Annotated in this window: 31 protein-coding genes; 18 read left to right on the top strand and 13 right to left on the bottom strand. The window is 37.3% G+C overall.

The window, feature by feature from the left end; all coding sequences use genetic code 11:
- Positions 1-21: 21 nt before the first annotated feature.
- The gene (locus tag ABC382_RS04390) at positions 22-939 is read right to left on the bottom strand and encodes an alpha/beta hydrolase (protein WP_412926621.1); all 918 of its coding nucleotides are present in this window, start codon (positions 937-939) and stop codon (positions 22-24) included.
- A gap of 161 nt (positions 940-1,100) precedes the next feature.
- On the opposite strand from ABC382_RS04390, the gene folA reads away from it, so the two are divergent.
- The gene (gene folA, locus ABC382_RS04385) at positions 1,101-1,577 is read left to right on the top strand and encodes a type 3 dihydrofolate reductase (protein WP_412926620.1); all 477 of its coding nucleotides are present in this window, start codon (positions 1,101-1,103) and stop codon (positions 1,575-1,577) included.
- A 43-nt stretch (positions 1,578-1,620) separates the two neighbouring features.
- Here the strand turns inward: folA and trhA are convergent, their stop codons facing one another.
- Positions 1,621-2,256: a PAQR family membrane homeostasis protein TrhA gene (gene trhA, locus ABC382_RS04380; protein ID WP_274797077.1), complete on the bottom strand. Its 636-nt coding sequence runs from the start codon at positions 2,254-2,256 to the stop codon at positions 1,621-1,623.
- A 275-nt stretch (positions 2,257-2,531) separates the two neighbouring features.
- On the opposite strand from trhA, the gene ABC382_RS04375 reads away from it, so the two are divergent.
- From ABC382_RS04375 to msrB, 5 genes are all read left to right on the top strand, one after another.
- Positions 2,532-3,374 carry a DegV family protein gene (locus ABC382_RS04375; RefSeq protein WP_274797078.1) on the top strand — a complete coding sequence of 281 codons (843 nt, stop codon included), beginning with the start codon at positions 2,532-2,534 and terminating at the stop codon, positions 3,372-3,374.
- 525 nt (positions 3,375-3,899) lie between these two features.
- Positions 3,900-4,829 carry a GDSL-type esterase/lipase family protein gene (locus tag ABC382_RS04370; protein WP_274797079.1) on the top strand — a complete coding sequence of 310 codons (930 nt, stop codon included), beginning with the start codon at positions 3,900-3,902 and terminating at the stop codon, positions 4,827-4,829.
- Positions 4,830-4,833: 4 nt separating this feature from the next.
- On the top strand, positions 4,834-5,415 hold the full coding sequence (locus tag ABC382_RS04365) for a YpmS family protein (protein WP_274797080.1): 582 nt from the start codon (positions 4,834-4,836) through the stop codon (positions 5,413-5,415).
- Between the two features lie 12 nt (positions 5,416-5,427).
- Complete coding sequence (gene msrA / locus ABC382_RS04360; RefSeq protein ID WP_274797081.1) at positions 5,428-5,961, top strand: peptide-methionine (S)-S-oxide reductase MsrA; 534 nt, start codon at positions 5,428-5,430, stop codon at positions 5,959-5,961.
- A complete protein-coding gene (gene msrB / locus ABC382_RS04355) occupies positions 5,954-6,382 on the top strand; it encodes a peptide-methionine (R)-S-oxide reductase MsrB (protein ID WP_312506856.1) in 429 nt (142 codons plus the stop codon). Before msrA ends, msrB begins: the two co-directional genes overlap by 8 nt.
- 1,116 nt (positions 6,383-7,498) lie before the next feature.
- Here the strand turns inward: msrB and ABC382_RS04350 are convergent.
- Positions 7,499-9,325: a methyl-accepting chemotaxis protein gene (locus tag ABC382_RS04350; protein ID WP_412926619.1), complete on the bottom strand. Its 1,827-nt coding sequence runs from the start codon at positions 9,323-9,325 to the stop codon at positions 7,499-7,501.
- A 248-nt stretch (positions 9,326-9,573) separates the two neighbouring features.
- On the opposite strand from ABC382_RS04350, the gene ABC382_RS04345 reads away from it, so the two are divergent.
- The 3 genes from ABC382_RS04345 to ABC382_RS04335 all read left to right on the top strand — a co-directional run bounded on the left by ABC382_RS04345 (position 9,574) and on the right by ABC382_RS04335 (position 11,202).
- Complete coding sequence (locus ABC382_RS04345) at positions 9,574-9,792, top strand: YozE family protein (protein ID WP_322610888.1); 219 nt, start codon at positions 9,574-9,576, stop codon at positions 9,790-9,792.
- 111 nt (positions 9,793-9,903) lie between these two features.
- Entirely contained in the window at positions 9,904-10,611 is a 708-nt protein-coding gene (gene deoD / locus ABC382_RS04340) for a purine-nucleoside phosphorylase (protein WP_274797086.1), read from the top strand.
- 147 nt (positions 10,612-10,758) lie between these two features.
- Positions 10,759-11,202 (top strand): GyrI-like domain-containing protein, encoded by a 444-nt coding sequence (locus ABC382_RS04335; RefSeq protein WP_412926618.1) that lies wholly within the window; start codon positions 10,759-10,761, stop codon positions 11,200-11,202.
- A gap of 31 nt (positions 11,203-11,233) precedes the next feature.
- On the opposite strand, the gene ABC382_RS04330 is transcribed toward ABC382_RS04335, so the two are convergent.
- Both ABC382_RS04330 and ABC382_RS04325 read right to left on the bottom strand, forming a co-directional pair.
- A complete protein-coding gene (locus tag ABC382_RS04330) occupies positions 11,234-11,509 on the bottom strand; it encodes a hypothetical protein (RefSeq protein ID WP_274797088.1) in 276 nt (91 codons plus the stop codon).
- A 231-nt stretch (positions 11,510-11,740) separates the two neighbouring features.
- On the bottom strand, positions 11,741-12,268 hold the full coding sequence (locus ABC382_RS04325) for a GNAT family N-acetyltransferase (protein WP_322610886.1): 528 nt from the start codon (positions 12,266-12,268) through the stop codon (positions 11,741-11,743).
- 135 nt (positions 12,269-12,403) lie between these two features.
- Between ABC382_RS04325 and ABC382_RS04320 the strand changes: the two genes are divergently transcribed.
- On the top strand, positions 12,404-12,580 hold the full coding sequence (locus ABC382_RS04320) for a hypothetical protein (RefSeq protein ID WP_274797091.1): 177 nt from the start codon (positions 12,404-12,406) through the stop codon (positions 12,578-12,580).
- Positions 12,581-12,588: 8 nt separating this feature from the next.
- Here ABC382_RS04320 and ABC382_RS04315 read toward each other — a convergent pair whose 3' ends face one another.
- On the bottom strand, positions 12,589-12,810 hold the full coding sequence (locus tag ABC382_RS04315) for a DUF3923 family protein (protein ID WP_274797318.1): 222 nt from the start codon (positions 12,808-12,810) through the stop codon (positions 12,589-12,591).
- 106 nt (positions 12,811-12,916) lie between these two features.
- Here ABC382_RS04315 and ABC382_RS04310 point away from each other — a divergent pair, with 106 nt between their 5' ends.
- Positions 12,917-13,300: a hypothetical protein gene (locus tag ABC382_RS04310; protein ID WP_322610885.1), complete on the top strand. Its 384-nt coding sequence runs from the start codon at positions 12,917-12,919 to the stop codon at positions 13,298-13,300.
- A gap of 78 nt (positions 13,301-13,378) precedes the next feature.
- The gene (locus tag ABC382_RS04305) at positions 13,379-13,933 is read left to right on the top strand and encodes a hypothetical protein (RefSeq protein WP_412926617.1); all 555 of its coding nucleotides are present in this window, start codon (positions 13,379-13,381) and stop codon (positions 13,931-13,933) included.
- A gap of 9 nt (positions 13,934-13,942) precedes the next feature.
- Here ABC382_RS04305 and ABC382_RS04300 read toward each other — a convergent pair whose 3' ends face one another.
- Positions 13,943-14,104, bottom strand: a complete 162-nt coding sequence (locus tag ABC382_RS04300) for a hypothetical protein (protein WP_274797095.1) — start codon at positions 14,102-14,104, stop codon at positions 13,943-13,945.
- A gap of 89 nt (positions 14,105-14,193) precedes the next feature.
- Between ABC382_RS04300 and ABC382_RS04295 the strand changes: the two genes are divergently transcribed.
- On the top strand, positions 14,194-14,760 hold the full coding sequence (locus ABC382_RS04295; RefSeq protein ID WP_407134418.1) for a group-specific protein: 567 nt from the start codon (positions 14,194-14,196) through the stop codon (positions 14,758-14,760).
- A gap of 17 nt (positions 14,761-14,777) precedes the next feature.
- On the opposite strand, the gene ABC382_RS04290 is transcribed toward ABC382_RS04295, so the two are convergent.
- A complete protein-coding gene (locus ABC382_RS04290) occupies positions 14,778-15,026 on the bottom strand; it encodes a hypothetical protein (RefSeq protein ID WP_341386174.1) in 249 nt (82 codons plus the stop codon).
- A 78-nt stretch (positions 15,027-15,104) separates the two neighbouring features.
- On the opposite strand from ABC382_RS04290, the gene ABC382_RS04285 reads away from it, so the two are divergent.
- Positions 15,105-15,512, top strand: coding sequence for a GNAT family N-acetyltransferase (locus ABC382_RS04285; RefSeq protein ID WP_312506862.1), 408 nt, complete (start codon positions 15,105-15,107; stop codon positions 15,510-15,512).
- A 108-nt stretch (positions 15,513-15,620) separates the two neighbouring features.
- On the top strand, positions 15,621-16,259 hold the full coding sequence (locus ABC382_RS04280) for a DUF2306 domain-containing protein (protein ID WP_412926616.1): 639 nt from the start codon (positions 15,621-15,623) through the stop codon (positions 16,257-16,259).
- Here the strand turns inward: ABC382_RS04280 and ABC382_RS04275 are convergent.
- A complete protein-coding gene (locus ABC382_RS04275) occupies positions 16,256-16,957 on the bottom strand; it encodes a DUF421 domain-containing protein (RefSeq protein WP_341386177.1) in 702 nt (233 codons plus the stop codon). The genes ABC382_RS04280 and ABC382_RS04275 overlap by 4 nt on opposite strands.
- A 168-nt stretch (positions 16,958-17,125) precedes the next feature.
- Here ABC382_RS04275 and ABC382_RS04270 point away from each other — a divergent pair, with 168 nt between their 5' ends.
- The gene (locus ABC382_RS04270) at positions 17,126-18,163 is read left to right on the top strand and encodes a serine hydrolase domain-containing protein (protein ID WP_412926615.1); all 1,038 of its coding nucleotides are present in this window, start codon (positions 17,126-17,128) and stop codon (positions 18,161-18,163) included.
- 75 nt (positions 18,164-18,238) lie between these two features.
- Here the strand turns inward: ABC382_RS04270 and ABC382_RS04265 are convergent, their stop codons facing one another.
- Positions 18,239-18,763, bottom strand: coding sequence for a hypothetical protein (locus ABC382_RS04265; RefSeq protein WP_322610880.1), 525 nt, complete (start codon positions 18,761-18,763; stop codon positions 18,239-18,241).
- 319 nt (positions 18,764-19,082) lie between these two features.
- Between ABC382_RS04265 and ABC382_RS04260 the strand changes: the two genes are divergently transcribed.
- Positions 19,083-19,565: a hypothetical protein gene (locus ABC382_RS04260; protein WP_412926614.1), complete on the top strand. Its 483-nt coding sequence runs from the start codon at positions 19,083-19,085 to the stop codon at positions 19,563-19,565.
- Between the two features lie 11 nt (positions 19,566-19,576).
- Here the strand turns inward: ABC382_RS04260 and ABC382_RS04255 are convergent, their stop codons facing one another.
- Both ABC382_RS04255 and ABC382_RS04250 read right to left on the bottom strand, forming a co-directional pair.
- On the bottom strand, positions 19,577-19,777 hold the full coding sequence (locus ABC382_RS04255) for a hypothetical protein (RefSeq protein WP_312506866.1): 201 nt from the start codon (positions 19,775-19,777) through the stop codon (positions 19,577-19,579).
- 200 nt (positions 19,778-19,977) lie between these two features.
- Positions 19,978-21,135: a Ger(x)C family spore germination protein gene (locus ABC382_RS04250; RefSeq protein WP_322610877.1), complete on the bottom strand. Its 1,158-nt coding sequence runs from the start codon at positions 21,133-21,135 to the stop codon at positions 19,978-19,980.
- A 179-nt stretch (positions 21,136-21,314) separates the two neighbouring features.
- On the opposite strand from ABC382_RS04250, the gene ABC382_RS04245 reads away from it, so the two are divergent.
- Positions 21,315-21,794, top strand: coding sequence for a hypothetical protein (locus ABC382_RS04245; RefSeq protein ID WP_412926613.1), 480 nt, complete (start codon positions 21,315-21,317; stop codon positions 21,792-21,794).
- 159 nt (positions 21,795-21,953) lie between these two features.
- Here the strand turns inward: ABC382_RS04245 and ABC382_RS04240 are convergent, their stop codons facing one another.
- Positions 21,954-23,330: an MATE family efflux transporter gene (locus ABC382_RS04240; protein ID WP_412926612.1), complete on the bottom strand. Its 1,377-nt coding sequence runs from the start codon at positions 23,328-23,330 to the stop codon at positions 21,954-21,956.
- Between the last annotated feature and the right edge of the window lie 6 nt (positions 23,331-23,336).

The following is a 23,336-nucleotide window of genomic DNA, read 5'->3' as shown; positions in this document are numbered from 1 at the left end:
GTTTGAGTGGGATAGCCAAACTTATTTTAGGAATTGGGCGATTTTTTCCACCGTTTCAATCGTTGCATCTTCAAAATAATTCATTTTACTAAAATAGCTATGAATTAAACCTGGCATTGTGACATGCTCTACGGCAACACCAGCGTCCTTTAGTTTTTGCGCATAGCTTTGGCCTTCATCAAAGAGCACATCTGCCTCGGCCGCAATAATCATTGTCTTGGGCATACTACGAACATCCTCTAGCTGGAGCGGAGATACAAATGGGTTTGTAAAATTGGATTCATCTGTATAATGCTGTGAGAACCACTTCATGCCTTGGATATCTAAGCCAAAATTTTCACCATATAAGTGATAAGAATCCGTAGTAAAATTCACATTTGTCACGGGATAAATAAGTACTTGGGCTTGTAATGTTGGGCCTCTCATTGTAGAAGCTAAGTAAGCAACAACTGTCGCTAAATTACCGCCAGCACTATCCCCAGCAACAGTCAATTGACTAACATCTCCACCAAACGATTCCATATGGTCATGCACCCATAGTAAGCTATCATAGGCATCATGCAATGGAATTGGGAAGGGGAACTCAGGTGCTAAACGATAATCAACGGAAACGACAATAGCCTGTGCCCGATCTGCTAATAGCTGACAGCCCGCATCAGCCGAATCTAAATTGCCGTAAACCCAACCACCGCCGTGGTAATAAACAATTACAGGTAATGGTTGATCGTGGAAAGGAGTATAAATTCGAAGCGTAATTTTCGCTCCATCTCGCACAGATATTTCTTGATCCTTAATCGACGCAAGCTGTGGTTTCTTTGGTGATTGCCACTGTGTCACCGTACGCGCTGCTCTTGCTTCCTGTGGCGTTACTTTGTAATAAGGCGTACCATGATGCTGATCTTCAATATAATGAACAGCTTCTTTTCGCAATGTAGTCATCTTTATCATTCCTTTATTGTGACATTTGTTAATTCTATTATAAACTATTCATATAATTTTACTAGGATTTAGGTGTAGAAAAAGAAAATTCTTTTAGAAATAAGGTGAAACAAGCGAAATGTGTTTATAATAAAAGAGATGAACGTATTTGGAGGGACAGTATGATTTCTTTAATTGTGGCACATGATGACAACCACGTCATCGGGTATAACAACGGCATGCCTTGGCATTTGCCAGGAGATTTGCAGTATTTTAAACAGAAAACAATGGGCAAGCCGATGATTATGGGACGAAAAACATTCGAATCCATTGGTCGACCGCTTCCTGGACGTCGCAATATTGTTATTACGCGTGATAAAAACTATCATGCCGATGGTATTGAAGTCGTGACAAGCTTGGAGGAAGCATTAGCACTAGCTGGAGATGTACCTGAGATTATGATAATTGGTGGCGAACAAATTTTTCGTTTAGTCATGGAGAAGGCTGATCGTTTATACATTACAAAAATCAATCATTCCTTCCAGGGAGATACCTATTTCCCAAGCTATGAGCAGGATTTTGTTCATGTATCTTCAGAAGAGCCAGAAACAGCACCAGAAGGCTATACATTCCAATATCAAATTTTTGAACGTAAGTAAATGAAAAAGCAATCGCTCATTGTGATCGGAGCGATTGCTTTTATTATAGATAAAAATATACACACGCATACATAGAGGCACAACCAGCTAATACAAAGAGATGCCAAATGGCGTGGTTGTAAGGCAGTGAGCGCCATGCATAAAAGATAGCACCAATTGTATAAAAAAGCCCACCTGCTAGCAATAAGGCAAAGCCATAAAATCCTAAGAAAAGATAAACAGGCTTAATGGCGAAAATAATTAACCAACCCATACCGATATAAAAAATCAGTGAAAGAACTTCAAAGCGATTAATAAAGAAACATTTAAAAAGTACACCTAGCACAGCCAGTGTCCAAATAATGCATAGTAAAGTCAAACCTAAAGTGCCACCAACGGCAATTAATAAAAACGGCGTATAAGTGCCAGCAATTAAAATATAAATGGACGAGTGGTCTAAAATAGCGAAAAAGTGTTTATATTTTTCTGGCATACTGTGTAGCAATGTAGACATTAAAAACAGGATGATAACAGACGCACCAAAAATACTAAAAGTGGTAATATGTAGGGCATTTCCTGTTTGAATGGCTGCTAACAGTAAGACAACTAGTGCCGGAATACTGGCAATGAAACCAATACCGTGTGTAATGGCATTCCACAGCTCTTCCTTCCACGATTTATAGTCAAATGAATCGATCATTTGAAACACTCCTTTCGTTTATATGTTTACTATACCCCAATAATTTATACATGAACATTTACATTTGTCATATATTTCATCTCTAAAATGTCATAAGGCTGTCATATTCTCTGAGGGGCATTGATAGACAAGAGGTAGGCGAAAACGCTATAGTATCCAAGGTAGCGTTTACATGCTAGAGAAGACAAGGTTTTGCCTAATGACAAATGTCATGTTTACATAATGATTCATTAGTCTATATAATAAATTTTAATGAAGTAAAAGGATGTGTCAAAGTGGGACGAATTCATATAGTAACGGACTCAACTTGTGATTTAACGAAAGAAGAAGTAGCACAACATGGTATACATATCGTGCCTTTAACGATTCAAATTGATGGTGCAACCTATACAGATGGTGTGGATTTAGAACCGCAGCCATTTTTAGGCTTAATGAAAAATGCGAAAAATTTACCAAAAAGCTCTCAGCCAGCTCCAGGAAAATTTAAAGAATTGTATGATGAGCTTGGTAAAGATGGAGATCAAATTATCTCTATCCATATGACAGGTGGCATGAGTGGAACGGTTGAATCAGCGCGACAAGCCGCACAAATGACAGATGCGGATGTAACGGTAATTGACTCGCGTTTTATTGCCATTGGTCTTGCCATTCAGCTTCGAGAGGCGATTAAAATGCGAGATGCAGGTGCTACAGTAGCGGACATAGTGGCTCGCCTTGAAAAAGTACGCGAAAACACACATTTGTATGTTATTGTAGATACACTTGAAAACCTCATTAAAGGAGGTCGAATCGGTAAAGGAACGGGCTTTATCGGTTCACTCTTAAATATCAAAGTCATTGCCAACCTAGAAGGCGGCGTTTACAATCCGGTTTCCAAGGTACGTAGCCATAAGCAGGTAGTCAATTTCTTATTTAAACAATTCCAAGCAGACACTGCCGGAAAAACAGTCAAGGCAGTTGGTATCTCTCATGCAGATGGCCTAGTCACAATGGGGAATCCATTAAAAGAATTAATCGAAGGCACAGGCTTTACCGATGTAGAAATTGCCTTTACATCCCCAATCATCTCGACACACACGGGTCCAGGCGCCATCGGCTTTATTTATTTTGCAGAATAATAGCAAGGAGCCACTACATAAGTAATTGTAGTGGCTTTTTTCATGCTTTGCTTATTTTGCCATGATCATTTTAGTGGTAAGGAAGAGCGGTTTCGAAGCGATAATGATCACTTTAGTTTGAAAGAAGAGCGGTTTCGATACTAAGATGATCACCTTAGTGGTAAGGAAGAGCGGTTTCGAAGTCATGATGATCACTTTAGTGTCAAAGAAGAGCGGATTCGAAGCAAAGATATCACTTTAATGTCAAGAAAGATCGGTTTCAAAGTCATGATAATCACTTTAGTGGTAAGAAAGAGCGGTTTCGAAGCAAAGCTGATCACTTTAGTGTCAAAGAAGAGCGGCTTTAAAGCAAAGCTGATCACTTTAGTGTCAAGAAAGAACAGTTTCGAAGCGATGTTGATTACTTCCTTAGTGAAGAAATTTGGCAAGAACACAAAATTATGGAGAACTGAGGGTAAGTCACTTTTCATTGCGGTATGAACTATTCTATAATAGAAGTAATAGAAAGGGATGGAAGGTGGTCAAATGGACATTTGGCGATTTATGTTGTCATGTTTGACCGTCTTAGTACTAAGTGGTTGTGCAATATCAATCGATGAACCGAATCCGCAAGCAGAGCCAGACGGTGAGCAAGCAGGAACGGAGCAAGATATGACGCAGGATGAGCAACAAACAGAAGATGAGGAAAAAGCCTCTAAGAATATGTTGACGCAAATTTTTGAACATTTTTTTGAGCCATCAGCAGAGGATTTATCGCAAATTGATGAAGAAAACGCAAAGCAACTACATTACTTGGCACTGGGAGATTCGTTAACAGATGGTGTCGGTGATGAGTATAGTCAAGACGGTTATGTTGGAAGATTAGCAGATTCATTGCTGGCGTGGCCCTCGATTTCGGACGTAGATGTCGATAATCGTGGAAAACGTGGTAGGCGCAGTGATCAACTTCTAAAATTAGTGAAAAAAGGGCATTATGATGAAGAGTTGCAACAAGCGCAGCTCATTTCATTAACAATGGGCGGCAATGATGTCATGAAAGTTGTCAAGCAGGATTTGTTTAATTTGAAGCGTGACGCATTCGACAAGGAATTGAAGGCCTATAAGGAGCGCTACAGCAAAATCGTAGCAGGCATTCGCGCAAAAAATCCAACAGTGCCTATTCTACTCATTGGCTTCTATAATCCATTTTCGATTGTGACCAATGAGGCGAATGAATTTGATACAATTATTACAGAATGGAATAATGTAATTGAAGAAGTAGCGAGTGAAGATTCAAATGCTTGCTACGTTTCAGTAGAAGATTTATTCGATTCAAATGAAGAGCTCGTCTATCATACAGATTTTTTCCACCCGAATGCAAAGGGATATGAAAAAATGACCGAGCGAATACTAGCAGCAATGGAGCAGTGTGGCATGGAAAAGAAGATTAACAAGGCAATAGGCTTCGAGGAGTGACAAAATGAATAAATGGAAAGTCGCATTTTTCGCCTTAGCGGGCACAGTGCTTTTTGCAATCCTCCTCGTCGTTTTTTTAGCAACTAGACCAGTGGATGACGTCAATGTTGCGAAGAGTTCTGCAGGTGAAAGTGAAAGCAAAGGAAATGTACTCGTTGTGCAAACCACAACAAAGGAATTAGAATCGATATCGAAAAAATATTTAAAGGATGCAGCGAAGGGCTCTCCTTTACCGCTTGATTTTACAATCGGTGATGATATTCAATTAAGAAGCACATTAACCGTGTTTTATACGGAAATCCCGATTTCGATGAATTTTGATCCGATTGTGGATGAAAAGGGTAATATTATTTTAAAACAAACGGGCATGAATGTTGGACTATTGAATATTCCACCGGAGACGACAATGAAAATTATGCGTGATTCGGTGGAATTTCCCTCATGGATTACAGTGAATCCGAATAAAGCAGAAATCTATATTGATTTATCGCGTATTAACATCGCTTCAGGATCACGTGTTCGTGCCAAAGAGTTAGACTTACCAAAGGATAAAATATTATTAGAAATTATTGTTCCTGGTGAATAAGGAGTGAGATGAATGGCAAAGCAATATGCAACATTTGCGGGAGGCTGTTTTTGGTGTATGGTCAAGCCCTTTGACGAAACACCTGGTATTGACTCGGTGATTTCTGGCTATACGGGTGGACATGTTGTCAACCCCACATACGAACAAGTATGCTCAGAAACGACAGGACATGTAGAGGCTGTTCAAATCGTATTTGATGATGAATTATATAGCTACGAGCAATTACTTGCAATTTATTGGACATTGATCGATCCAACAGATGCAGGGGGTCAGTTTTATGACCGTGGAGAATCTTACACAACGGCCATTTTTTATCATAACGAAGAACAACGTGAATTAGCCGAACGTTCGAAGGCAGATTTAGAAGCATCTAAGAAGTTCGATAAGCCGATTATGGTCAAAATCTTACCAGCTAGCACGTTTTATCCAGCTGAAGATTATCATCAACAGTATTATAAGAAAAATCCAATGCACTATGAGCGCTATTCGATTGGCTCAGGTCGTCGAGCGTTCCAGGAGCATCACTGGGGGAATAAACATGAATAAAGAACAACGTTTAAAAGAACTAACAGATATGCAATATTATGTCACGCAGGAAAATGGCACAGAGCCACCATTCCGCAATGAATATGACGAGCATTTTGAGGAAGGCATCTATGTAGATATTGTTTCTGGAAAACCATTATTCAGCTCGTTGGACAAATACAACTCTGGCTGTGGTTGGCCAGCATTTACAAAACCGATTGAAAAAGAACAAGTCACAGAGCACTTCGATACATCTCACGGCATGCGTCGTGTAGAGGTTCGCAGTAAAGAAGCAGACTCTCATCTCGGACATGTCTTCCCAGATGGTCCAAGTGAATTAGGAGGCCTGCGCTACTGCATTAATTCAGCAGCCCTACGATTTGTCCCAAAAGAGGACCTAGAAAAAGAAGGCTACGGCGAATATCTTTCATTATTTAAATAACGACACCTAGCAGGAGCAATCTTGCTAGGTTTTTTTGTTGATCATCGGGATGGATATCCGGAGCGAAAGGTGCTATTGGAAGTGGAGGATAGCAATGTCAAAATTGAAGGAAAGCCGTACAAAGCGAGGAGTTTAAAACTCTTGTTGATGGATAAAATCAAGAAAGTGGTGGATAGAACGCGCAAAGTGAAGGATAGCGCATAAATCGGTGGATACAACGCGCAAAGTGAAGGAGTGCCGCATAAAGCGGAGGATAAAATCCTCTAATCGAAGGATAAAGCCAGGAAAGTAGTGGATAGAACGCCCAAAGTGAAGGATAGCCGCATAAAAAGGTGGATAGAATCCTCTAATCGAAGGATAAAGCCAGAAAAGTAGTGGATAGAACGCGTAAAGTGAAGGATAACCGCATAAAGCGGAGGATAGAATCCTCTAATCGAAGGATAAAGCCAGGAAAGTAGTGGATAGAACGAGCAAAGTGAAGGATAGCCGCATAAAGCGGAGGATAGAATCCTCTAATCGAAGGATAAAAAAGAAAGTGGTGGATAAAACGCCCAAAGTGAAGGATAGCCGCATAAAGCGATGGATAGAACTCTCTAATCGAAGGATAAAACCAAGAAAGTGGTGGATAGAACGCGTAAAGTGAAGGATAGCCGCATAAAGCGGAGGATAGAATCCTCTAATCGAAGGATAAAGCCAGGAAAGTAGTGGATAGAACGAGCAAAGTGAAGGATAGCCGCATAAAAAGGTGGATAGAATCCTCTAATCGAAGGATAAAACCAAGAAAGTGGTGGATAGAACGCGCAAAGTGAAGGATAGCCGCATAAAGCGGAGGATAGAATCCTCTAATCGAAGGATAAAACCAAGAAAATGGTGGATAGAACGCCCAAAGTGAAGGATAGCAGCATAAAGCGGAGGATAGAATCCTCTAATCGAAGGATAAAACCAAGAAAGTGGTGGATAGAACGCCCAAAGTGAAGAATAGCCATCCATATTTGAATTAATAGCCATCCATATTTGAAGAATAGCCACACAAAGCAATCAGCGAGTACTACTAGAAAACTCAAAAATAAGAGGGAATCCCAAAACGAAAGGATTCCCTGGAAAGCTAAAGTATATTTAAACTTTAAACTCACTCACTAAATTTCGGAGGCTGTCTGCTTGTTGGGCCAGTTCAGTGGCTGCTGCGTTGATTTCCTGCATGGATGCAGAGCCTTGTGTTGCTGCTGCAGCAGATGTTACGGTGTTGGCTGCGGATTGTTCTGCATAGGCATTGACGTGAACAAAGTCATTTGCCACGGCATTGCTAAAGTCTAGTGTCGTCGCAATTTTATCGACCATGGCTGCGATAATGGATGTTGTTTCTTCTGTATGCATTAAAATATTGGCTAATGATTGGTTCGTTTCATTGGTTACTTCCACGCCTCGGATGACAGTAGTGACGCCTTCATGATTTTGGGCGATGATTGACGTGACTTCATTTTGAATAGAAGTGACAATGGCAGTTACTTCTTTCGCTGCACTTTGTGATTGTTCAGCTAATTTGCGAACCTCATCAGCCACCACTGCGAAGCCTCGACCATGCTCGCCAGCTCGTGCTGCTTCTATGGCCGCATTTAAAGCGAGAAGATTGGTTTGCTCGGAAATGGCCGTGATGGTCCCAATGATGGAAGTAATGTCGGCAGATTTACGACCTAATGCCTCCACAGTTGATGTTGTGGAAGCCATTGTTTCTTCAATGGACTGCATAACGAGCGAGGATTGTTCCACTGAACGGCTCCCTTCATCGGCTGCTTGCTGCATGGCAACAGAGGCGCGATGGACGGCACTAGCTTGTTCTGTAAGCTGATGCATAGAATGCTCCAGATCACTCATTTTTTGCTGGGCACTATGCATACTGGAAATGGTATTATCACTATCACTCGCAATATCAGCTGTTGCATCCGCAATATCCTGAATCGTACGGGCATTTTCATCTGCTAGCGACATTAGCTCCTGGCTACTACTTGATACATGATCAGCTAATTCACTCACACGACGTATTAAATTGGAAATCGATTCGATTAATGTGTTCGTCGAAGCGGCAATAATCGAGAATTCATCATGATTACGAACTTTTACACGTCTCGTCAAATCGCCTCCTGCTTGTGCTATATCAAGGATAGAATCGTTAATTGTTTGGGTATTGCGTTTTAAAGATTTAAAGAGCATGAAGCCAAAAATGATAATAGCTAAAAAGCCTATGATAGATACGATAAAGAATGTAGTAATCGAAATATTGACCTGTTGATTAAGCTTGTCCAATTTGGTTTTATTGGCATCATCCATGACCACATTAATGGATTCAATATTATTATCAATATGTGTTTTCATCGTTTCCCCAGCAGCACCCATCATCAGCTTACGAGCCTGCTCAAGACCTAGCTCGTCGCGCATCGTCATCACTTTTTCTGAGTAATCAAGATAATTTTTATAATATTGTTCGATGGCCTGCATATGTCCAAGCTCTAATTGCCGATCTTTAAATTGTTCTTTTAATGCAGCTAGCTTTTTATTAATGGTATCAATTTTTAAATGATAAGAAGTAGAATAAATGCCATTACCTGTAATTAAATAGGATTGTTCTAAATTTGTCAGTCTAGCAATTTCATAGGCAAGTTGATTAACGGTTAGTTGTTCCTGGACATTTTTCTTAGTGAAATCCTCCATTTGCTGCTGCAAATTCTGTATATTGACATACGACAATATACCCATAACACCGTTAATCACAATAAGTAGTGCAAACATAATAAGCACTTTGCCCCGAATTAAATGATAAAAACGTTGTCGTTTCTCTTTAATAGGAGGGAGATCGTTCCCAAGTGTCTCTTGTATTGAAGCTTTCTTTCTTTTAAAGAGAGACGGGCGTTTTTTCACTGTATTTCGCGCTTTTTTAGTCTTTTTCATCGCCATCACCTTCCTATTTTTTTCAATAGTCGATTTCAATTTTATCTTATTTTACTAGATATTTCTATTGTTATTTCTAAAAATTAAAATTTTTCAGATAAAAAGAGACTATGACAAAAGTCAGGATAGTCCAAGAATATAGTGCTAAAATGCTGGATAGGTAAAATATCTTAGTAGTAGAAGTTATGACGAATCCTTATTTTTTTGATACACTAGCAAAAGCTAATGTATAAAAGGGGAAATGTTTGATGAAAAAAAGTTTCTATTTGTATGTCCTCACATATCGTGGTGGTGATTGGACTGACCCTAAAGTACGCTTTGCAGAGGAAATGTTCCATGAGCATAATTTTCCAAAACAAAGCACAGACTTTCATGAGCTGTCCGACTATATTGAGTCCTATGCTACGGAAAACTTAACAATTGAAACATTTGATACTTTATGGGCACTCTATGAAGAGCAGGCCTAATTGTATGAATACTATAAATAATTTTTCAGTTGCTAGACGTCTAGCATTGCGTAAATGACAGAAACACAGTATTATTTATAGTGATAACTGACAGAAAAGAGGGATTGCAGTATGAGTGTTCATATTAATGCAAAAAAAGGTGAAATTGCTGACACAATTTTACTTCCAGGAGATCCATTACGTGCAAAATACATCGCGGAAACATTTTTAGAAGATGTAACTTGCTACAATGAAGTACGAAATATGTTTGGTTATACAGGTACGTATAAAGGTAAACGTATTTCTGTACAAGGGACAGGTATGGGTGTGCCATCTATTTCCATCTATGTAACAGAATTAATGCAAGAATATGATGTTCAAAAATTAATCCGTGTAGGTACTTGTGGTGCAATTCAAAAAGATGTAAAAGTACGTGACGTTATTTTAGCGCAAGCAGCAACATCGGATACACGTATGAACCAAATCATTTGGGGCGGCGCTATTGATTTCGCACCAATCGCAGACTTTGATTTATTATTAAAAGCATACAATGCAGGAAAAGATGCTGGTCTTAACTTACAAGTAGGGAATATCTTCACAGCTGATATGTTCTACTCAGATGAGCATCAAAATGAAAAATTAGCACAATACGGTGTACTTGCTGTAGAAATGGAATCAGCAGCTCTTTACACATTAGCTGCAAAATTCGGCCGTAAAGCACTTTCTGTACTAACAGTAAGTGACCACATTTTAACTGGCGAAGTAACAACAGCAGAAGAACGTCAAACAACATTCAATGACATGATTGTTGTAGCGTTAGACGCAGCAATTCAAGACTAATCTAATAATTCATCAAAGCAACCGACCAACAGCCGACCATTTTTATGGAAAGGCTAGGTCGGTTGCTTTTTTTCTGGAGAAATTAAAAGGACTTTTCATAATTCCAAGAGAATAGGTAATTATAAAAATCGTTAGGGGTGTATACAAGTGGCATACCAAATTCTTTCTAGAACGTTTAAAGTAGTTGGGTTAACTGGGAAAGGAGCATTTGAAAATTTTGATAAGGAAGTTCCTGCTCTTGCAAAACAATTATTAAATCGATCTCAAGAAATAAAAAATCATACAGGAATTGAAATGGCTTTGTTTGAGCCTAAAAGAGATAAGAACCATCGCGTAGGGGAGTATTATGTAGGATTAATGGTGGATCAGGCATCTAGTGATGTGCCCCAAGGGATGGCGTTTATGGAAACAGCTCATCAATATGTTACAACAAGAGGGAAAGTATCGAAAATCGGTACGCTCCATTTAGATTTATTACAGTGGGCTAATGAAAAAAATTATACAAGAAATCTAGATTCATATATTGTGGAGACGTATCACCCAATGGAGGATGGGGAAGAGGAGGTGCAAATTTATTTACCGATTCATTAAAGAAGAAGCGTGTTTTGTCAAACACGCAAGATTATAGATTTTTTTTGAATATTCCTATTAGAAGTGTAACCAGTCCGCTTAAAAATAGTATTGGAAACAAAATTATCAGTAGTCCTACTGCCGCAAACCCATCTCCTTCCGATATTCCATAGGGTATAGCAATAAGCCATGACAGTAAAGGAGCTATGACAATCATAATTGTTATTCCCCAAATGATACATTTCGTTTTTTTAGATTTACCAAGCCCAATCATAAATACAATAGACATTACCAACAATAAAGTCACAATAACCATTCCAATTGCCAACTTAAACCCTCCTATTCTTTAAAAATAAAAGATAGTCGTGTTTTCAGTGTAACATATTCCCATGTAAACATAACGATGTAAAAAGGGACAATGGTTATTGTGGTATTATTTTCTATTGTTGTTTATAATCCTCAACAACAACCAACAAACAAATTTTAACTAAAAAGTGGTCTGAATCAGTATCTAAATAGTTGAGAAAAAGACTACTCCATAAGGGTAGTCTTCATCTAATTAATCAGAAAGTAATGCGACAACCTTATTTACATCATTCCACTCATAAACTAATTCTTCTAAAACTTTCCCACCAATAGTAACCTGCAGGGATGTATTGAGCGTTGCACCAAAATGTTCGTAGAAATATTTAGTATTATTTTCAGCCAGTACTTCTACAAATATAGTTTGATCATTTTTCAGACGGAAATAGAAGAATAAATCTTTCAATAATTGCTTTCCAATTCCTTTTCCTTGGTACTCTTCTAATAGATAGAGCGTTTCTACATAATTTGAATTTGGAAGGGGATTGGTGTCTCTTTTACTCGCAGATGCAAAGCCAATGATGTCACCCAAGTCATTTTCTGCGACAACTATATACTTATTACTATCTGCAAGCTGTTGTGCCCATAATTCTGTTCTTTGTTCATAGGATAAATTATTTAAATAGTCATCTGGCACGATATGTTTATAGGTAGTCCGCCAACTATCCACATGGACTTTCCCAATGCCCGTTGCATCCTTCAAGGTAGCCTTTCGAATGATCATTTTATCACCCCATAGTAAATCTTATTAAACCAGATTATAACATATTATACAGTTTATTTACTTAATAGGGTAAAATATGAAAAATGACTACGATTGTTGAGATTGATGTAGGATGATACTGGAGGAGGGTTCTAAATGCAATTAGGCAGTGCAAACTATCAACTAACAGATAGCTATTTTTTTATTATCGATCCATTGACAGTCATACTTTTAGGATTCCTTTTATTCTTTACTATGGTCGTTGGTTTTGTTTTATGGAAGAAAAGAAAAAAGCCCCGTTTGAACGATAGGTCTCACAAAGGGCTTATGTAGATAAGAGCTTATTGGATTCTTTTTTTATCCATAAAATGAATAATGGCCAGTTGCATGAGTTGGAAAAGTATAACAAACAGGAATACTACGGCTAAAATACCGAATGACAGCATTTTGATTTCAGGCGTTTGAACGGCTCCTGCTCCATCGACTTTCCTCACGCCAATAAAAACTGCGCCAGCAGCAAAAATAATGAGCCAAACGATATTTAGTAACCACCATATTTTCATCTTCAATTGAATCAGCTTCTTTCGCTAGAATTTACATTAATTACAATTATATCATATAATATGGAATTTTAATTAGTTTAGAATAACTTTTTGGGAAGGTGACAAGATGAAAAAGTTGGGTATACTGGTTGCGCTACTTTCAGTTGGTGCAATCATTATCTTTAGTAATAAGATCTATTATCCGTCACTGCCCATAGACTCTATTACACAGAAGGAAGCTATTCGAAAAATAAATACGTCATCGAATGATCTAGTAGAACTTTCTAAAGATCATAATGCTACTTGGTACATCACAGCGATTTCCACTATGGGCATACAAAAGGTTGATGCGGATATTCAACAACTGATGGAGAATGAGGGCTGGGTATTTCTTGAGAAGGAAGGGAGCGGGTTATTTTTCGAAAAAAATGAAGAACGGACGATTATCACGACAGAAATGTGGACGAAGCAATATGTGCTTATTCAAGTTCCTGCACCAATAAAACAATAGCGTATGAGGTGTCAAGAAAATGGCATAATTCCTTTTCAACAGGACAACATATACTAAAAAAGATAGAGGAGCGTTTAAATGAACAGGCGTATGCTTATAGGACTACTGCTATCTGTTGGATGTCTGTATATTGCCACAACGGACTACGTTTATGCCAATGAAAGTGATTCTCCACAACCTCTTGAAGAGTTTCTGCCTAAAATCGGCTATAAAACGGTAGAGGCTGCTTTAAAAGAGTTCGAACAGTATAATAAAACAGAGCTGAAGCTACCTTTAAAGGTTCCACCAATTAGTTTTACACACCGCTTTGGACGATTTAATCAAATGAATGGCCATACTAATCTGGAAATAGTAATGATGAATGATCAATTGCCACAAAATCATTTTAAAATTGATATTCGACCTGTTCAGGATAAAATGCCTTTTGAAAAGTATGTGACCGATGTCTTTCTTTTAAAGAATGGTAGGGAGGCAGCCTATATTGAAAATCCGCGAATTGGTTTTCATTTGTTGGTGTTTGAAAGAGATAATTGGCAGTATGTCTTCAGTATTGACAGTGATGTCGCAGATCAGGTACCAGTAGATGTGCTTCTCGATCTAGCTAATTCAATTAATGATCCAAAAAGTAATTAGTACGCAAGATCACTTTGCAGAAGTGGTCTTAATTTTTTTGCTTTCCTGTATCTCCTCCCGTAACCGTTTTATTTCTTCAGTTTGCGCCAAAATATTTTTATTAACTTGTCTAATGGAATCATAGATCGCAATAATTCCAGCAATGATAAGAATGACAAATAATAAACCCATGATGACACTCCTTTCTTTTTTACATTTTATTGTATCATATAGAGGATTTTCCAAATATATGAAGAATTATAAGGTCGGAGGTGTTTTTTATGCAGAGATATTTATATCATATGGTTCCGCGAGAAATGGTCGGTCAAGAGCTGATGCCATTACATCAGCTTAGGGAAATATCCCCGCATTTATATGAGCGATACACAAGAAAGTATTCTGATCATCCCGAGCGAATGAAACTGTTAACGAGGAAAATCCCTCACTTAAACTGCTTGTGGAACGATGTTGTACATTTCTTACCAATCCACCCTTTTCACATTTATAGCTTGTTAACTAAGCTAGAAATTGACAGGAAAGAAAACTTAACGTTTTATCGAATTCCAATACAAAAACTAGCGCCTAATCAAAATGTCATATACCTGTATTCAAAAGACAACTATCAAGGTCCAGCGGGAGAAATAAAGGCAGAGGATATAAAAATATTGATGACGGATGATTATAGAGAGCTGACACAACTGCCAACTGCAACCATTGACTATTTTATAACGGAGAAGGAAAAAGGCAAGAACTTTGGGCTGTTTGCATATATTCCACATATTTTAAGCTTAGGCAAAGTGCGCGTGGATGATGTGGAAATCATAACATGGAATCAGATGATAAACTAGGAGAGTCGTATAGGCTTTTATGTCTTGTTAAATACTTTTTGAAGCAAATACACAATCAGTCGGATAATAAGTACGTAAATAAATGCCTCAATTAAGCTTGTTACTAGTACCAGTACATATCGACCGAAATCCTCTAATTCATTAAATGAAAAATTTTGTATATGCCAATCAAAAAATAATGCTTTGTAACTTATCAGTAAAAAGGTTGGTATTAAAAGTAACCAGTAAAATAGCGGTAGCTTAAATTGATATCCTTTTACTAGCATACTACTTCCTCCTAAATTTTCCTTTAACATCTATAGTATAGGTCAAGTATTTGACAATCACAAGAAAGGAGAAATTCTATGAAAGTTATTCAATCAAAGACCATTCAACCAGAAGTAAAAACATTATTATTCTATGCCACAAAAAAAGTGGATAGCGAATATCGTCTTTATATCGAATGTCCCGAAAGAGTGCTATATGGCTATTTCATTGAAGAAAATATTGTTGGATGTATAGGAATAGCAAAAATAGACCAAAAACAATGTGAACTGAAACATATTGCCGTATCCCCAGCTTATCGTGACAAAGGAATTGGCCGTGAAATGGTCCAGTATATTAGAGATCGCTATTCCTTTTCTTCAATTTGTGCTGAAACAGATCAAGATGCTGTGAATTTTTATAAAAATATAGGCTTTCAAATTACCAGCTTAGGAGAAAAATATCCAGGTGTCGAACGTTTTACTTGTCTAATGAATTGTTGTGAATAGCTCACATGTGAAAATTGCCCACTTGTTTACTTTGTACAACCACTTGTTTGTTTATGTAAAAAAGTCATTCATTTCAATGGTACGCTAGGAATGAAAGGAGCTACAAATATGAAAAAGAACATGTGGATGATCAGCATTCTGGCATTTTTTATAGCGGGCTATTCAATCATTCAATATTTTCTATTCGATGCACAACAAGCAGGCTTTGTTCAATTAAAGCGTATGTTCAATGCTACTCTGAATTCAATGTGGTATATCATGCTATATATACATATTCTTTTTAGTGTATTCGCCTTAGTAATCGGCCCATTTACGCTATCTTCAAAGATAAGAGAGAAAAATGTGCAGCGTCATAGAAGATGGGGGACGATTTATATCGTCAGTATTTTATTTGGTGGGGTTGCTGGCCTTTATCTAGCCTATTACGCCACAGGGGGATGGTTAGCGCAGCTAGGCTTTGCTATATTATCAATATCTTGGTTAATCACGGTATGTCTTGCACTAACAAAAATTAAACAAAGAAACATTCAGGAACATCAAAAATGGATGCTAAGAAATTATGCCTTAACTTTTGCAGCGGTGACATTACGAATATGGCTCCCTTTATTCACGGTAGTATTTGGCTTTGATCATTTTGAAACTAGCTATGCTATCATTGCCTGGCTATGTTGGGTGCCTAATTTAGTCGTAATAGAATGGTTCATCCAGCGGAATAGAAGGTGTAAAGCTTTACACAACGTATATTAATAAAGAAATACATGTAATTTATTATGTTGATCAATTGTAGCTAATAGGACATCCTTTAAATCAACTTGATAAGTTGACGTTAATTGATCTGTTAACCAATCTTCAGTAATTGTTGTTTGATCTAATTCATGGTAATCAATCTTTCCTTCTTTAATAAGGATTTTTGGTAGAAAAAAGGGTTCAGGTTGTAATTTCAAATCAGCTCGCGTGGGTGCTTGATATTGTGTGTTTAAAAAGCAAGAAATCGATCCATCTGGTTCCCATAATGCCAGCGCTACATTTTGAATCTCTTCGATTTTTTCCTTTCTTAATTCAGATAAAAGAAAATCAACAGAAATCCTAGCCTTCCGTAAGTTGTTATTAATAATTTCTCCATTTTTAATTAGTGCAATGGGAGGAGAGTCAATAAAATGTCGAAACGATATCCATTTTAGGCTCAAATAAACACCTATGAGGTATAAAAAAACTAAAACTGCCATGGTGATCATGGAACCCTTCATTCCTAATCCTTCATCAGATAAGGGATGGGCAATAATATTCCCAAGCGTAATGGCCATAGCAAAGTCCAATAATCTTAGCTGGGAAATAGAACGCTGCCCCATAACTTTTGTAGCAAAGAGTAAGAAGAAAAAGGCGACAATGGCACGAAGTATCCATTGAATGGCAGTAAGTGATTCTTGACTATGTAGGAAATCCACGATGACACATCCTCTTTTTTCTTATTGTTCCCTTACCTTACATGATTATGCGAATCTGCACGATAAATTAAGCTGTAGGAAACTAAATAGACTTGTGGAAATGCAAGTAAATGGCTATTGTTTTTATAGGAGTTGCTTTTTGAAATTTAAGGAATAAGGAGGAAATTTATGCAGACAAAATTACAAAACATCGTTATGGAAATTCACCAGAAGAATGAATTCTCGGGTACGGTACTGGTGGAAAATCAAGAGAAGGTTGCTTTCCTCAATCAAAGTTTTGGCTATGCTAATCGCTCAGAACAAATCAAAAATCGCGCAAACACTCGTTTTGGGATTGCCTCTGGTTGTAAAATTTTTACGGCAATCGCTATTTGTCAGCTTATTGAAAAAGGAATGCTTTCTTTTGACACGAGATTAAGTGAATGTCTACATCATGATGTTAAAAATTTTGATGCAAAAGTTACCATTCATCATCTACTAACCCATACTTCGGGGATACCGGATTATTTTGATGAGGAAGAAATGGAGGATTTTGAAGCATTATGGGTTGAAAATCCAATGTATCAACTTCGAGAATTAAGTGATTTCCTACCTTTATTTCAGAATAAGCCTATGAAAAATGAAGTAGGTGAAAGATTTCATTACAACAATGCTGGATATATTTTATTAGGATTAATTGTTGAGCATAGTTCAGGAATGGTTTTCTCTGATTACATTCAACAAAATATATTTAATCAATTAAATATGACGGAATCTGGCTATTTCTCATTAGATTCTCTTCCAGCTAATACGGCATTAGGATACTTAGACAATCCAGACGGTTCGTGGAAAACAAATATTTACTCATTACCGGTAAAGGGAGGTTCTGATGGGGGAGCATTTGTAACAGCAACAGACATGGCGACATTTTGGCATGCGCTCATGAACTTTGAACTTTTAAGTGAAGATTTAACAAAGCGTTTACTTTCGCCTCATATTGAAATTAATGAAAGCGATTGTTATGGGTATGGTGTATGGATTAAGCGTAATAGTGAACGTGCTATTATAAAATATCATGTTATGGGGTACGATCCGGGAGTTTGCTTTCACTCAGCATTTTATCCAGACAGCTCAATCAAGGTAGTTATTTGCTCAAATCAATCAAATGGAGCTTTTGACATCATGAAAGGAATAGAAGCGGAATTGTTTGCGAGCAAAATCTTGTAAAGGAAAGAGAGCTTGTGAGTACACAATGTTATACACAAGCTCTTCCTTAATTTCTGCAGTGCTAGTATTTCAAAATCAAGTAATTCCGCCATTTTTATTACAATAGTAGATGATATCAAAATTATGTGGAGAAGAGACACCATGAAATGAATAGTAGCCAGTTACAGTAATAGAATATGCACGACCTTGATCTACGATGGAAGGGTCATAGCCCATTTGTTTCCAGTCACCATTTCCTTGTTCTATTTCAGAAGATAGTGAATGTAAGGCTGAGAATAACTGTCTTCCATCAGGCGTATTGGCATTTAACTGTGTGTCAAATGAACCATCAACACGAATGGCTATTTTATGTGACCCCATTTGTAATTCCACTAATTTGGGTACTAAACTTGGTGCATAAACTTCCTTATTTTCAATCACGACAGATGAAGTACTTATTCTTCCTTTTAACATTTCCTCAAAATCTCTCAGCTCAAGCCAATATTCATCAGTAAATGTTGTAATAGGATCTATGACAAAAGCTGTCCCATACTCTCCATTAAATTTATGGACAATGGCAGTATAGTCTTTATAAAATTGTTCTTTCTGTGCTGGGGTCAATACAAATGGAATTGGTGAATGGGCTTTTTCGGTTGTAGCTACTGTTTCTTTTTCTATTTTTTGCTCTACTGCTGAAGTTTTTGACGACGTTGAATAGTCTACTTTTTATTTTCACAACCTGTTAGGAAAGAGATTCCAAGTACAAAGCCAATAAACATATATTTTTTCAACATCCTGACCTCCAATAAAACGAATGAATCCAATCACTTAAGATTATACCATCAATAAATATGTATATTTACTTTTATTTGGTAATTAGATATTTTTTTTGCTATATTTATAAACAAATAAAACAAGAAATATAAGGGGCGCGTTAGCCATGGCTATATTAAGAAATTATTCAAACACTCCTACTTGCGAAGTAGAAATAAACATTACATTGGTCAATGCAGAAAGCGTCAGATTTCGTATTGATCTGCGCTTTGGACCTTCTTTTTCAGCTATACATACGGAACTTCTTTGTTTAAAAAGAGATTTCTTGAAACTCTTATTGGATTTAAAGCAATTGGAACCTACACATCTTAGTATGTTAGAGCCGCATGATCCAGGGCTATGTATTTATCATATCCCGCATTACGGGCAATACTTTGTGCCTGAATACGGTATATTTCAAATCCCTGAAGATGCGAGGGAAGAAGAAGAAACGCGTTATAAACTACTGTTTGTATTAGATGCTTATGAGATGAATAAATTTGGGTCAACAGAATGTGGACCTGCATTATGTCTTATCGTCACAATGGAACAAATCCATGAGTTTGCCAATAGCTTGCATGCAGAAGTTATGAATTTGGAAGACGCCTAGTTAGAGGATAGTCATTCAGTCTCGGTTTCTATCACAATACTATGGGAAATATTGAGTCGATCACTGACCCAATTCTTAAATATAAAATCAATTTGTTTTTTCATTTCAATGTCCGATAATTGTTCATCAATCCCTAATTGCTCAAACGTAAAAGTTTCTTGTATTGGATCGTTATATTTCGTATCAACTGCAAAAGTAATTGTTTTATACATGACAGTTACCTCCGATTCTAAAAGTGATTACTGCCTAGGATTAATAGTGAATTTTCTACAAAAAAGGCATATTTTATACTAAAAATATTCGTATTTAGTATATGGTTATGTGGGAAAAGGTGCAAGTTTAGAACTGGATCCTGTCTGCCTGCACATATAAACTCACACACAAAAAGGACAGGGTCGCATGGCCTTGTCCTTTATTCTTGTATAGTCTCACTAAATGTTTTTCGACCCGGATTGATTTTTGCTACTTCCACATTAATTTTACTAATAGAATGCTCATCTAATGGAATTTTCCCATCCTTCTCAAGCCTTTTCCATGTCTTTACATTGTCTCGATACAGAAACTCAGACAAACGAAAGATATCAACATCCAATGTTAAGCCCTCATGAAAAGTTTGTTGGATTTCTTTTTTGATCTCTGTCGAAATTTGATGTTTCAGTTCTTGTTCGGATATTTTTCCTCTAAATCCATTGATTGTTGCATTGATTTTTAGTTCAACCTCAAATGTCACAATCTCTTTTTTGACAAGTGGTTTCACATCGATATGAATCTTTTCTATACTAGCTGTTAATGCTTCGTCACTATTTGCGTTTATTTGAACAGTGATTTCACCTCTTTTTGTTCTATTATGCATCCATTGATTGCCTCTTGCCGCATTGTCCTGCAAAAAGCCTTTAAAGCCGTCTTTCGAGAGAATTCCGACCCCTGAAAAATAAGTTTCCTCCAACTGTTCTTCAGCTGTTTGCCAATCTTCTTTAATGGACACATATGGGATGGTTACTTCATGACTTGGTTCATTTAACCCGATGATAATATCTCTTAAATCTTTCGGCTCAATAAAGGTTTCCTGTTCAGTTGGATTGATGGGGTTACTTAATTTAGATGAGGATAGCGAATTTCTTAGGATGGGTGTGACAAGCAGCACTTCATTAACAGGATTTTTTGTACAGTACACCCAAATTTGGTATCTTGTATCCCGAAAACGGATAAATGTATCAATAACAGGAATAATATGTTCATTTTCCATAACCCGCTCTGAAAAAACTAAATAGCGCATATGACCCCAAAAAACCTCCTGATCCAACGAACGATACAATTTATAAATAGCTTCTTCTATTGTTTTTCCTGTGGCACGCCCCACTTCAGCAGGCGCTACATCTGTACTGGTTTGAATAGATTTTGCAACGTCAGCAAAATTAATGATTTGTAAATACACTACGTATTCATTATCTTCAAAGTCTACGCCTACTGCATTGATATAGTACATTCTTTGTGGTTCGGTCATATCCAAGCACCCAGCGAGTAAGGTCGTCAATCCAATAATCGTTAACAATTTGATATATATTTTCATCGTTTCTCCACTCGAATAGCTTTGACATTGTATTTTATATTGATATTGTTAGCTTAGACAAAAGACGGCTTTTTTATAGTATTGGGTTTGTAGAAGATGGCAAAAAAATGAAGGGGGTCACTGGATAACTTTTTCTTCAAAATTCATTTAGGTATGCTTGGTATACAGGGGGAGATGTATTGAAGGCTACAAAACTAGTTTTACTCGCTGTTCAGTTAATAGTATTGGTTCTATTCATGGGCATTCATTTAATGACGGCAACACCAGGCAGTTCCTCTGGCAATGGGAATCCTGCCTTGCTGCTCCTTATGATCGTCGTTCCATTATTTATCATTATGGTTTTGTTATGGCAAAGGATTTTTCGCTATTATAAGCTAACAAAACAGGTGGTTATCATTGGGCTCCTTTTCACATCTCTTCATATTATTGCTGGCATTATGTATCAAAGAATGGAGCTTGATAATTATCGAGGGGTAATAGAGAAGGCGTTGATAAAGCAATACGGGTATGCAGATCAACAATATTTATTGGATATCACGTCGGGGCTAACGATTCATGTTAACAATCAATATTTTAATCTTAACACCTTCTTCATGCTAGTCAGTTTTTCTGTTTTTATCGCCTTATTGTGGTTAGTAGTACTAGAAGAAAAAAACTAGAAAAAATTTTTTTAGTTTTTTGTAACCTTTTGAAACATCAAGCGACTACTCTATTAGTAGAATACAAAAAACTAAAGCAATATAGTAACATTCACTTTTCACAAAATGACCAGGGCTCAATTGTTGAGTACCTGGTCATTTTGTTGGTTTAAAAAGATATTATTCGCTTAGCATAGCTTTTAATGTTCGTTTTTGCCAGCCTAACTTGAAGTACGCATATTGCATGATGAAATGTACGCAGAAGGTAATTGGATAGGCTAACCAAACACCATTTAATGCCAGTGACGTATGGTGGGATAGCAGAAATGCTAAAGGCACTTGAACTACCCAAATCGTAATAACTAAAAAGATAGTTGGCCATAACACCACACCAGTAGCACGCATCGTAGCAGAAACAGTTTGTGTATGTCCGAAAATTAAGTAGCTCCAAAAGGCGATATATAAATAATCCTTGGCGATGAGCACCGTATCATGTGAATCAATAAAGAAAGCCAAAATCGGCTCTGCAAAGAGATACATCAAAATAATGATGGCGCCACCTAGAAGATAATTAATACGCACACCCATTTGACGAATTTTTTTGATCATTTCCGTAGAATTCGCACCTAATGCCTGTGCCACGAAGACAGAAGTAGCAATGGCAATACTCATTGCAGGTACTTGTGCATAGCTAGCTACCTGATTGACCACGCCATAAGCGGCAGTGGCATCAGAACCATAGACGTTGACAAACCCAATAACAGCAATTTCCGCAACAGAGATGGCAACCATACTAATGCTTGATGGAATCGCGAGCTTTAATAGGGAAGCTAAAATATCTTTCTTTAATTTAAAATGCTGTAAGATCGATTTGTCTAAACGCAGTAAATGCTTTGTCTTATGCAAATAAGCCAGTAACAAGATCATCGTTACAAGGTTGGATAACACAGAAGCATAGGCAGCGCCATTTAAGCCGAATGCTGGCAAGCCAAACCATCCGAAAAGTAGCGGTGGAAGGAAGGCGATATTTAACACGACACTGATGACTAAAAATAAAAATGGTGTTTTCGAATCACCGACGCCACGCATAAAGGTTGTATACACCATATACCAAAACATAATTGGTAAGGTGAAGAATAAAATTTGTGCATAGCTTATACTCATGTCTAAAATATTAGCTGGTGTTTGCATAAAGCGTAATATCCATTCAATAAAGAAGCCACCAAAGATTGCCACGACAATGGATAAAATGGTTGTAAAGACTAAGGTTACCCCAACGACTTCCTTCATTTTCTCTTGTTGGCCAGCGCCAAATGTTTGCCCAACTAAAATCGAGCTACCTGACCCAATACCTATCGCAAAAGCCATTAAAAAGAAGAAGAATGGGAAAAATGCAGAAATGGCAGCGAGCGCATCGACTCCTAAATTGCGACCAACTAAAAACATGGCAAAAACTTGACCAACCGACTGTAGCACATTCGCTAACATAACGGGAATTAAAAAATTAAAAAAAGCTTTTCTCAGTTTTGTATCTTCCTGTAACATTTGTTCATTCATTTTAAA

It is taken from the genome of Lysinibacillus phoenicis (assembly GCF_047238325.1).
GTDB lineage: Bacteria > Bacillota > Bacilli > Bacillales_A > Planococcaceae > Lysinibacillus > Lysinibacillus irui.
Note: the sequence above shows the minus strand (reverse complement) of the source record. Positions and strands in the feature narration are given on the sequence as shown.

Coding starts and splice junctions, on each gene's coding strand:
- ABC382_RS04365 (WP_274797080.1), top strand. CDS start 4,834: ATGAATAAATGGAAAGTCGCATTTTTCGCCTTAGCGGGCACAGTGCTT.
- msrB (WP_312506856.1), top strand. CDS start 5,954: ATGAATAAAGAACAACGTTTAAAAGAACTAACAGATATGCAATATTAT.
- ABC382_RS04350 (WP_412926619.1), bottom strand. CDS start 9,325: ATGAAAAAGACTAAAAAAGCGCGAAATACAGTGAAAAAACGCCCGTCT.
- ABC382_RS04255 (WP_312506866.1), bottom strand. CDS start 19,777: ATGTATAAAACAATTACTTTTGCAGTTGATACGAAATATAACGATCCA.
- ABC382_RS04325 (WP_322610886.1), bottom strand. CDS start 12,268: ATGATCATTCGAAAGGCTACCTTGAAGGATGCAACGGGCATTGGGAAA.
- ABC382_RS04290 (WP_341386174.1), bottom strand. CDS start 15,026: ATGCTAGTAAAAGGATATCAATTTAAGCTACCGCTATTTTACTGGTTA.
- ABC382_RS04280 (WP_412926616.1), top strand. CDS start 15,621: ATGAAAAAGAACATGTGGATGATCAGCATTCTGGCATTTTTTATAGCG.
- deoD (WP_274797086.1), top strand. CDS start 9,904: ATGAGTGTTCATATTAATGCAAAAAAAGGTGAAATTGCTGACACAATT.
- ABC382_RS04240 (WP_412926612.1), bottom strand. CDS start 23,330: ATGAATGAACAAATGTTACAGGAAGATACAAAACTGAGAAAAGCTTTT.
- ABC382_RS04300 (WP_274797095.1), bottom strand. CDS start 14,104: ATGGGTTTATTATTTGTCATTCTTATCATTGCTGGAATTATTGCGATC.
- ABC382_RS04390 (WP_412926621.1), bottom strand. CDS start 939: ATGACTACATTGCGAAAAGAAGCTGTTCATTATATTGAAGATCAGCAT.
- ABC382_RS04295 (WP_407134418.1), top strand. CDS start 14,194: ATGCAGAGATATTTATATCATATGGTTCCGCGAGAAATGGTCGGTCAA.
- ABC382_RS04370 (WP_274797079.1), top strand. CDS start 3,900: ATGGACATTTGGCGATTTATGTTGTCATGTTTGACCGTCTTAGTACTA.
- ABC382_RS04320 (WP_274797091.1), top strand. CDS start 12,404: ATGCAATTAGGCAGTGCAAACTATCAACTAACAGATAGCTATTTTTTT.
- trhA (WP_274797077.1), bottom strand. CDS start 2,256: ATGATCGATTCATTTGACTATAAATCGTGGAAGGAAGAGCTGTGGAAT.
- msrA (WP_274797081.1), top strand. CDS start 5,428: ATGGCAAAGCAATATGCAACATTTGCGGGAGGCTGTTTTTGGTGTATG.
- ABC382_RS04285 (WP_312506862.1), top strand. CDS start 15,105: ATGAAAGTTATTCAATCAAAGACCATTCAACCAGAAGTAAAAACATTA.
- ABC382_RS04345 (WP_322610888.1), top strand. CDS start 9,574: ATGAAAAAAAGTTTCTATTTGTATGTCCTCACATATCGTGGTGGTGAT.
- folA (WP_412926620.1), top strand. CDS start 1,101: ATGATTTCTTTAATTGTGGCACATGATGACAACCACGTCATCGGGTAT.
- ABC382_RS04270 (WP_412926615.1), top strand. CDS start 17,126: ATGCAGACAAAATTACAAAACATCGTTATGGAAATTCACCAGAAGAAT.
- ABC382_RS04310 (WP_322610885.1), top strand. CDS start 12,917: ATGAAAAAGTTGGGTATACTGGTTGCGCTACTTTCAGTTGGTGCAATC.
- ABC382_RS04260 (WP_412926614.1), top strand. CDS start 19,083: ATGGCTATATTAAGAAATTATTCAAACACTCCTACTTGCGAAGTAGAA.
- ABC382_RS04315 (WP_274797318.1), bottom strand. CDS start 12,810: ATGAAAATATGGTGGTTACTAAATATCGTTTGGCTCATTATTTTTGCT.
- ABC382_RS04250 (WP_322610877.1), bottom strand. CDS start 21,135: ATGAAAATATATATCAAATTGTTAACGATTATTGGATTGACGACCTTA.
- ABC382_RS04305 (WP_412926617.1), top strand. CDS start 13,379: ATGAACAGGCGTATGCTTATAGGACTACTGCTATCTGTTGGATGTCTG.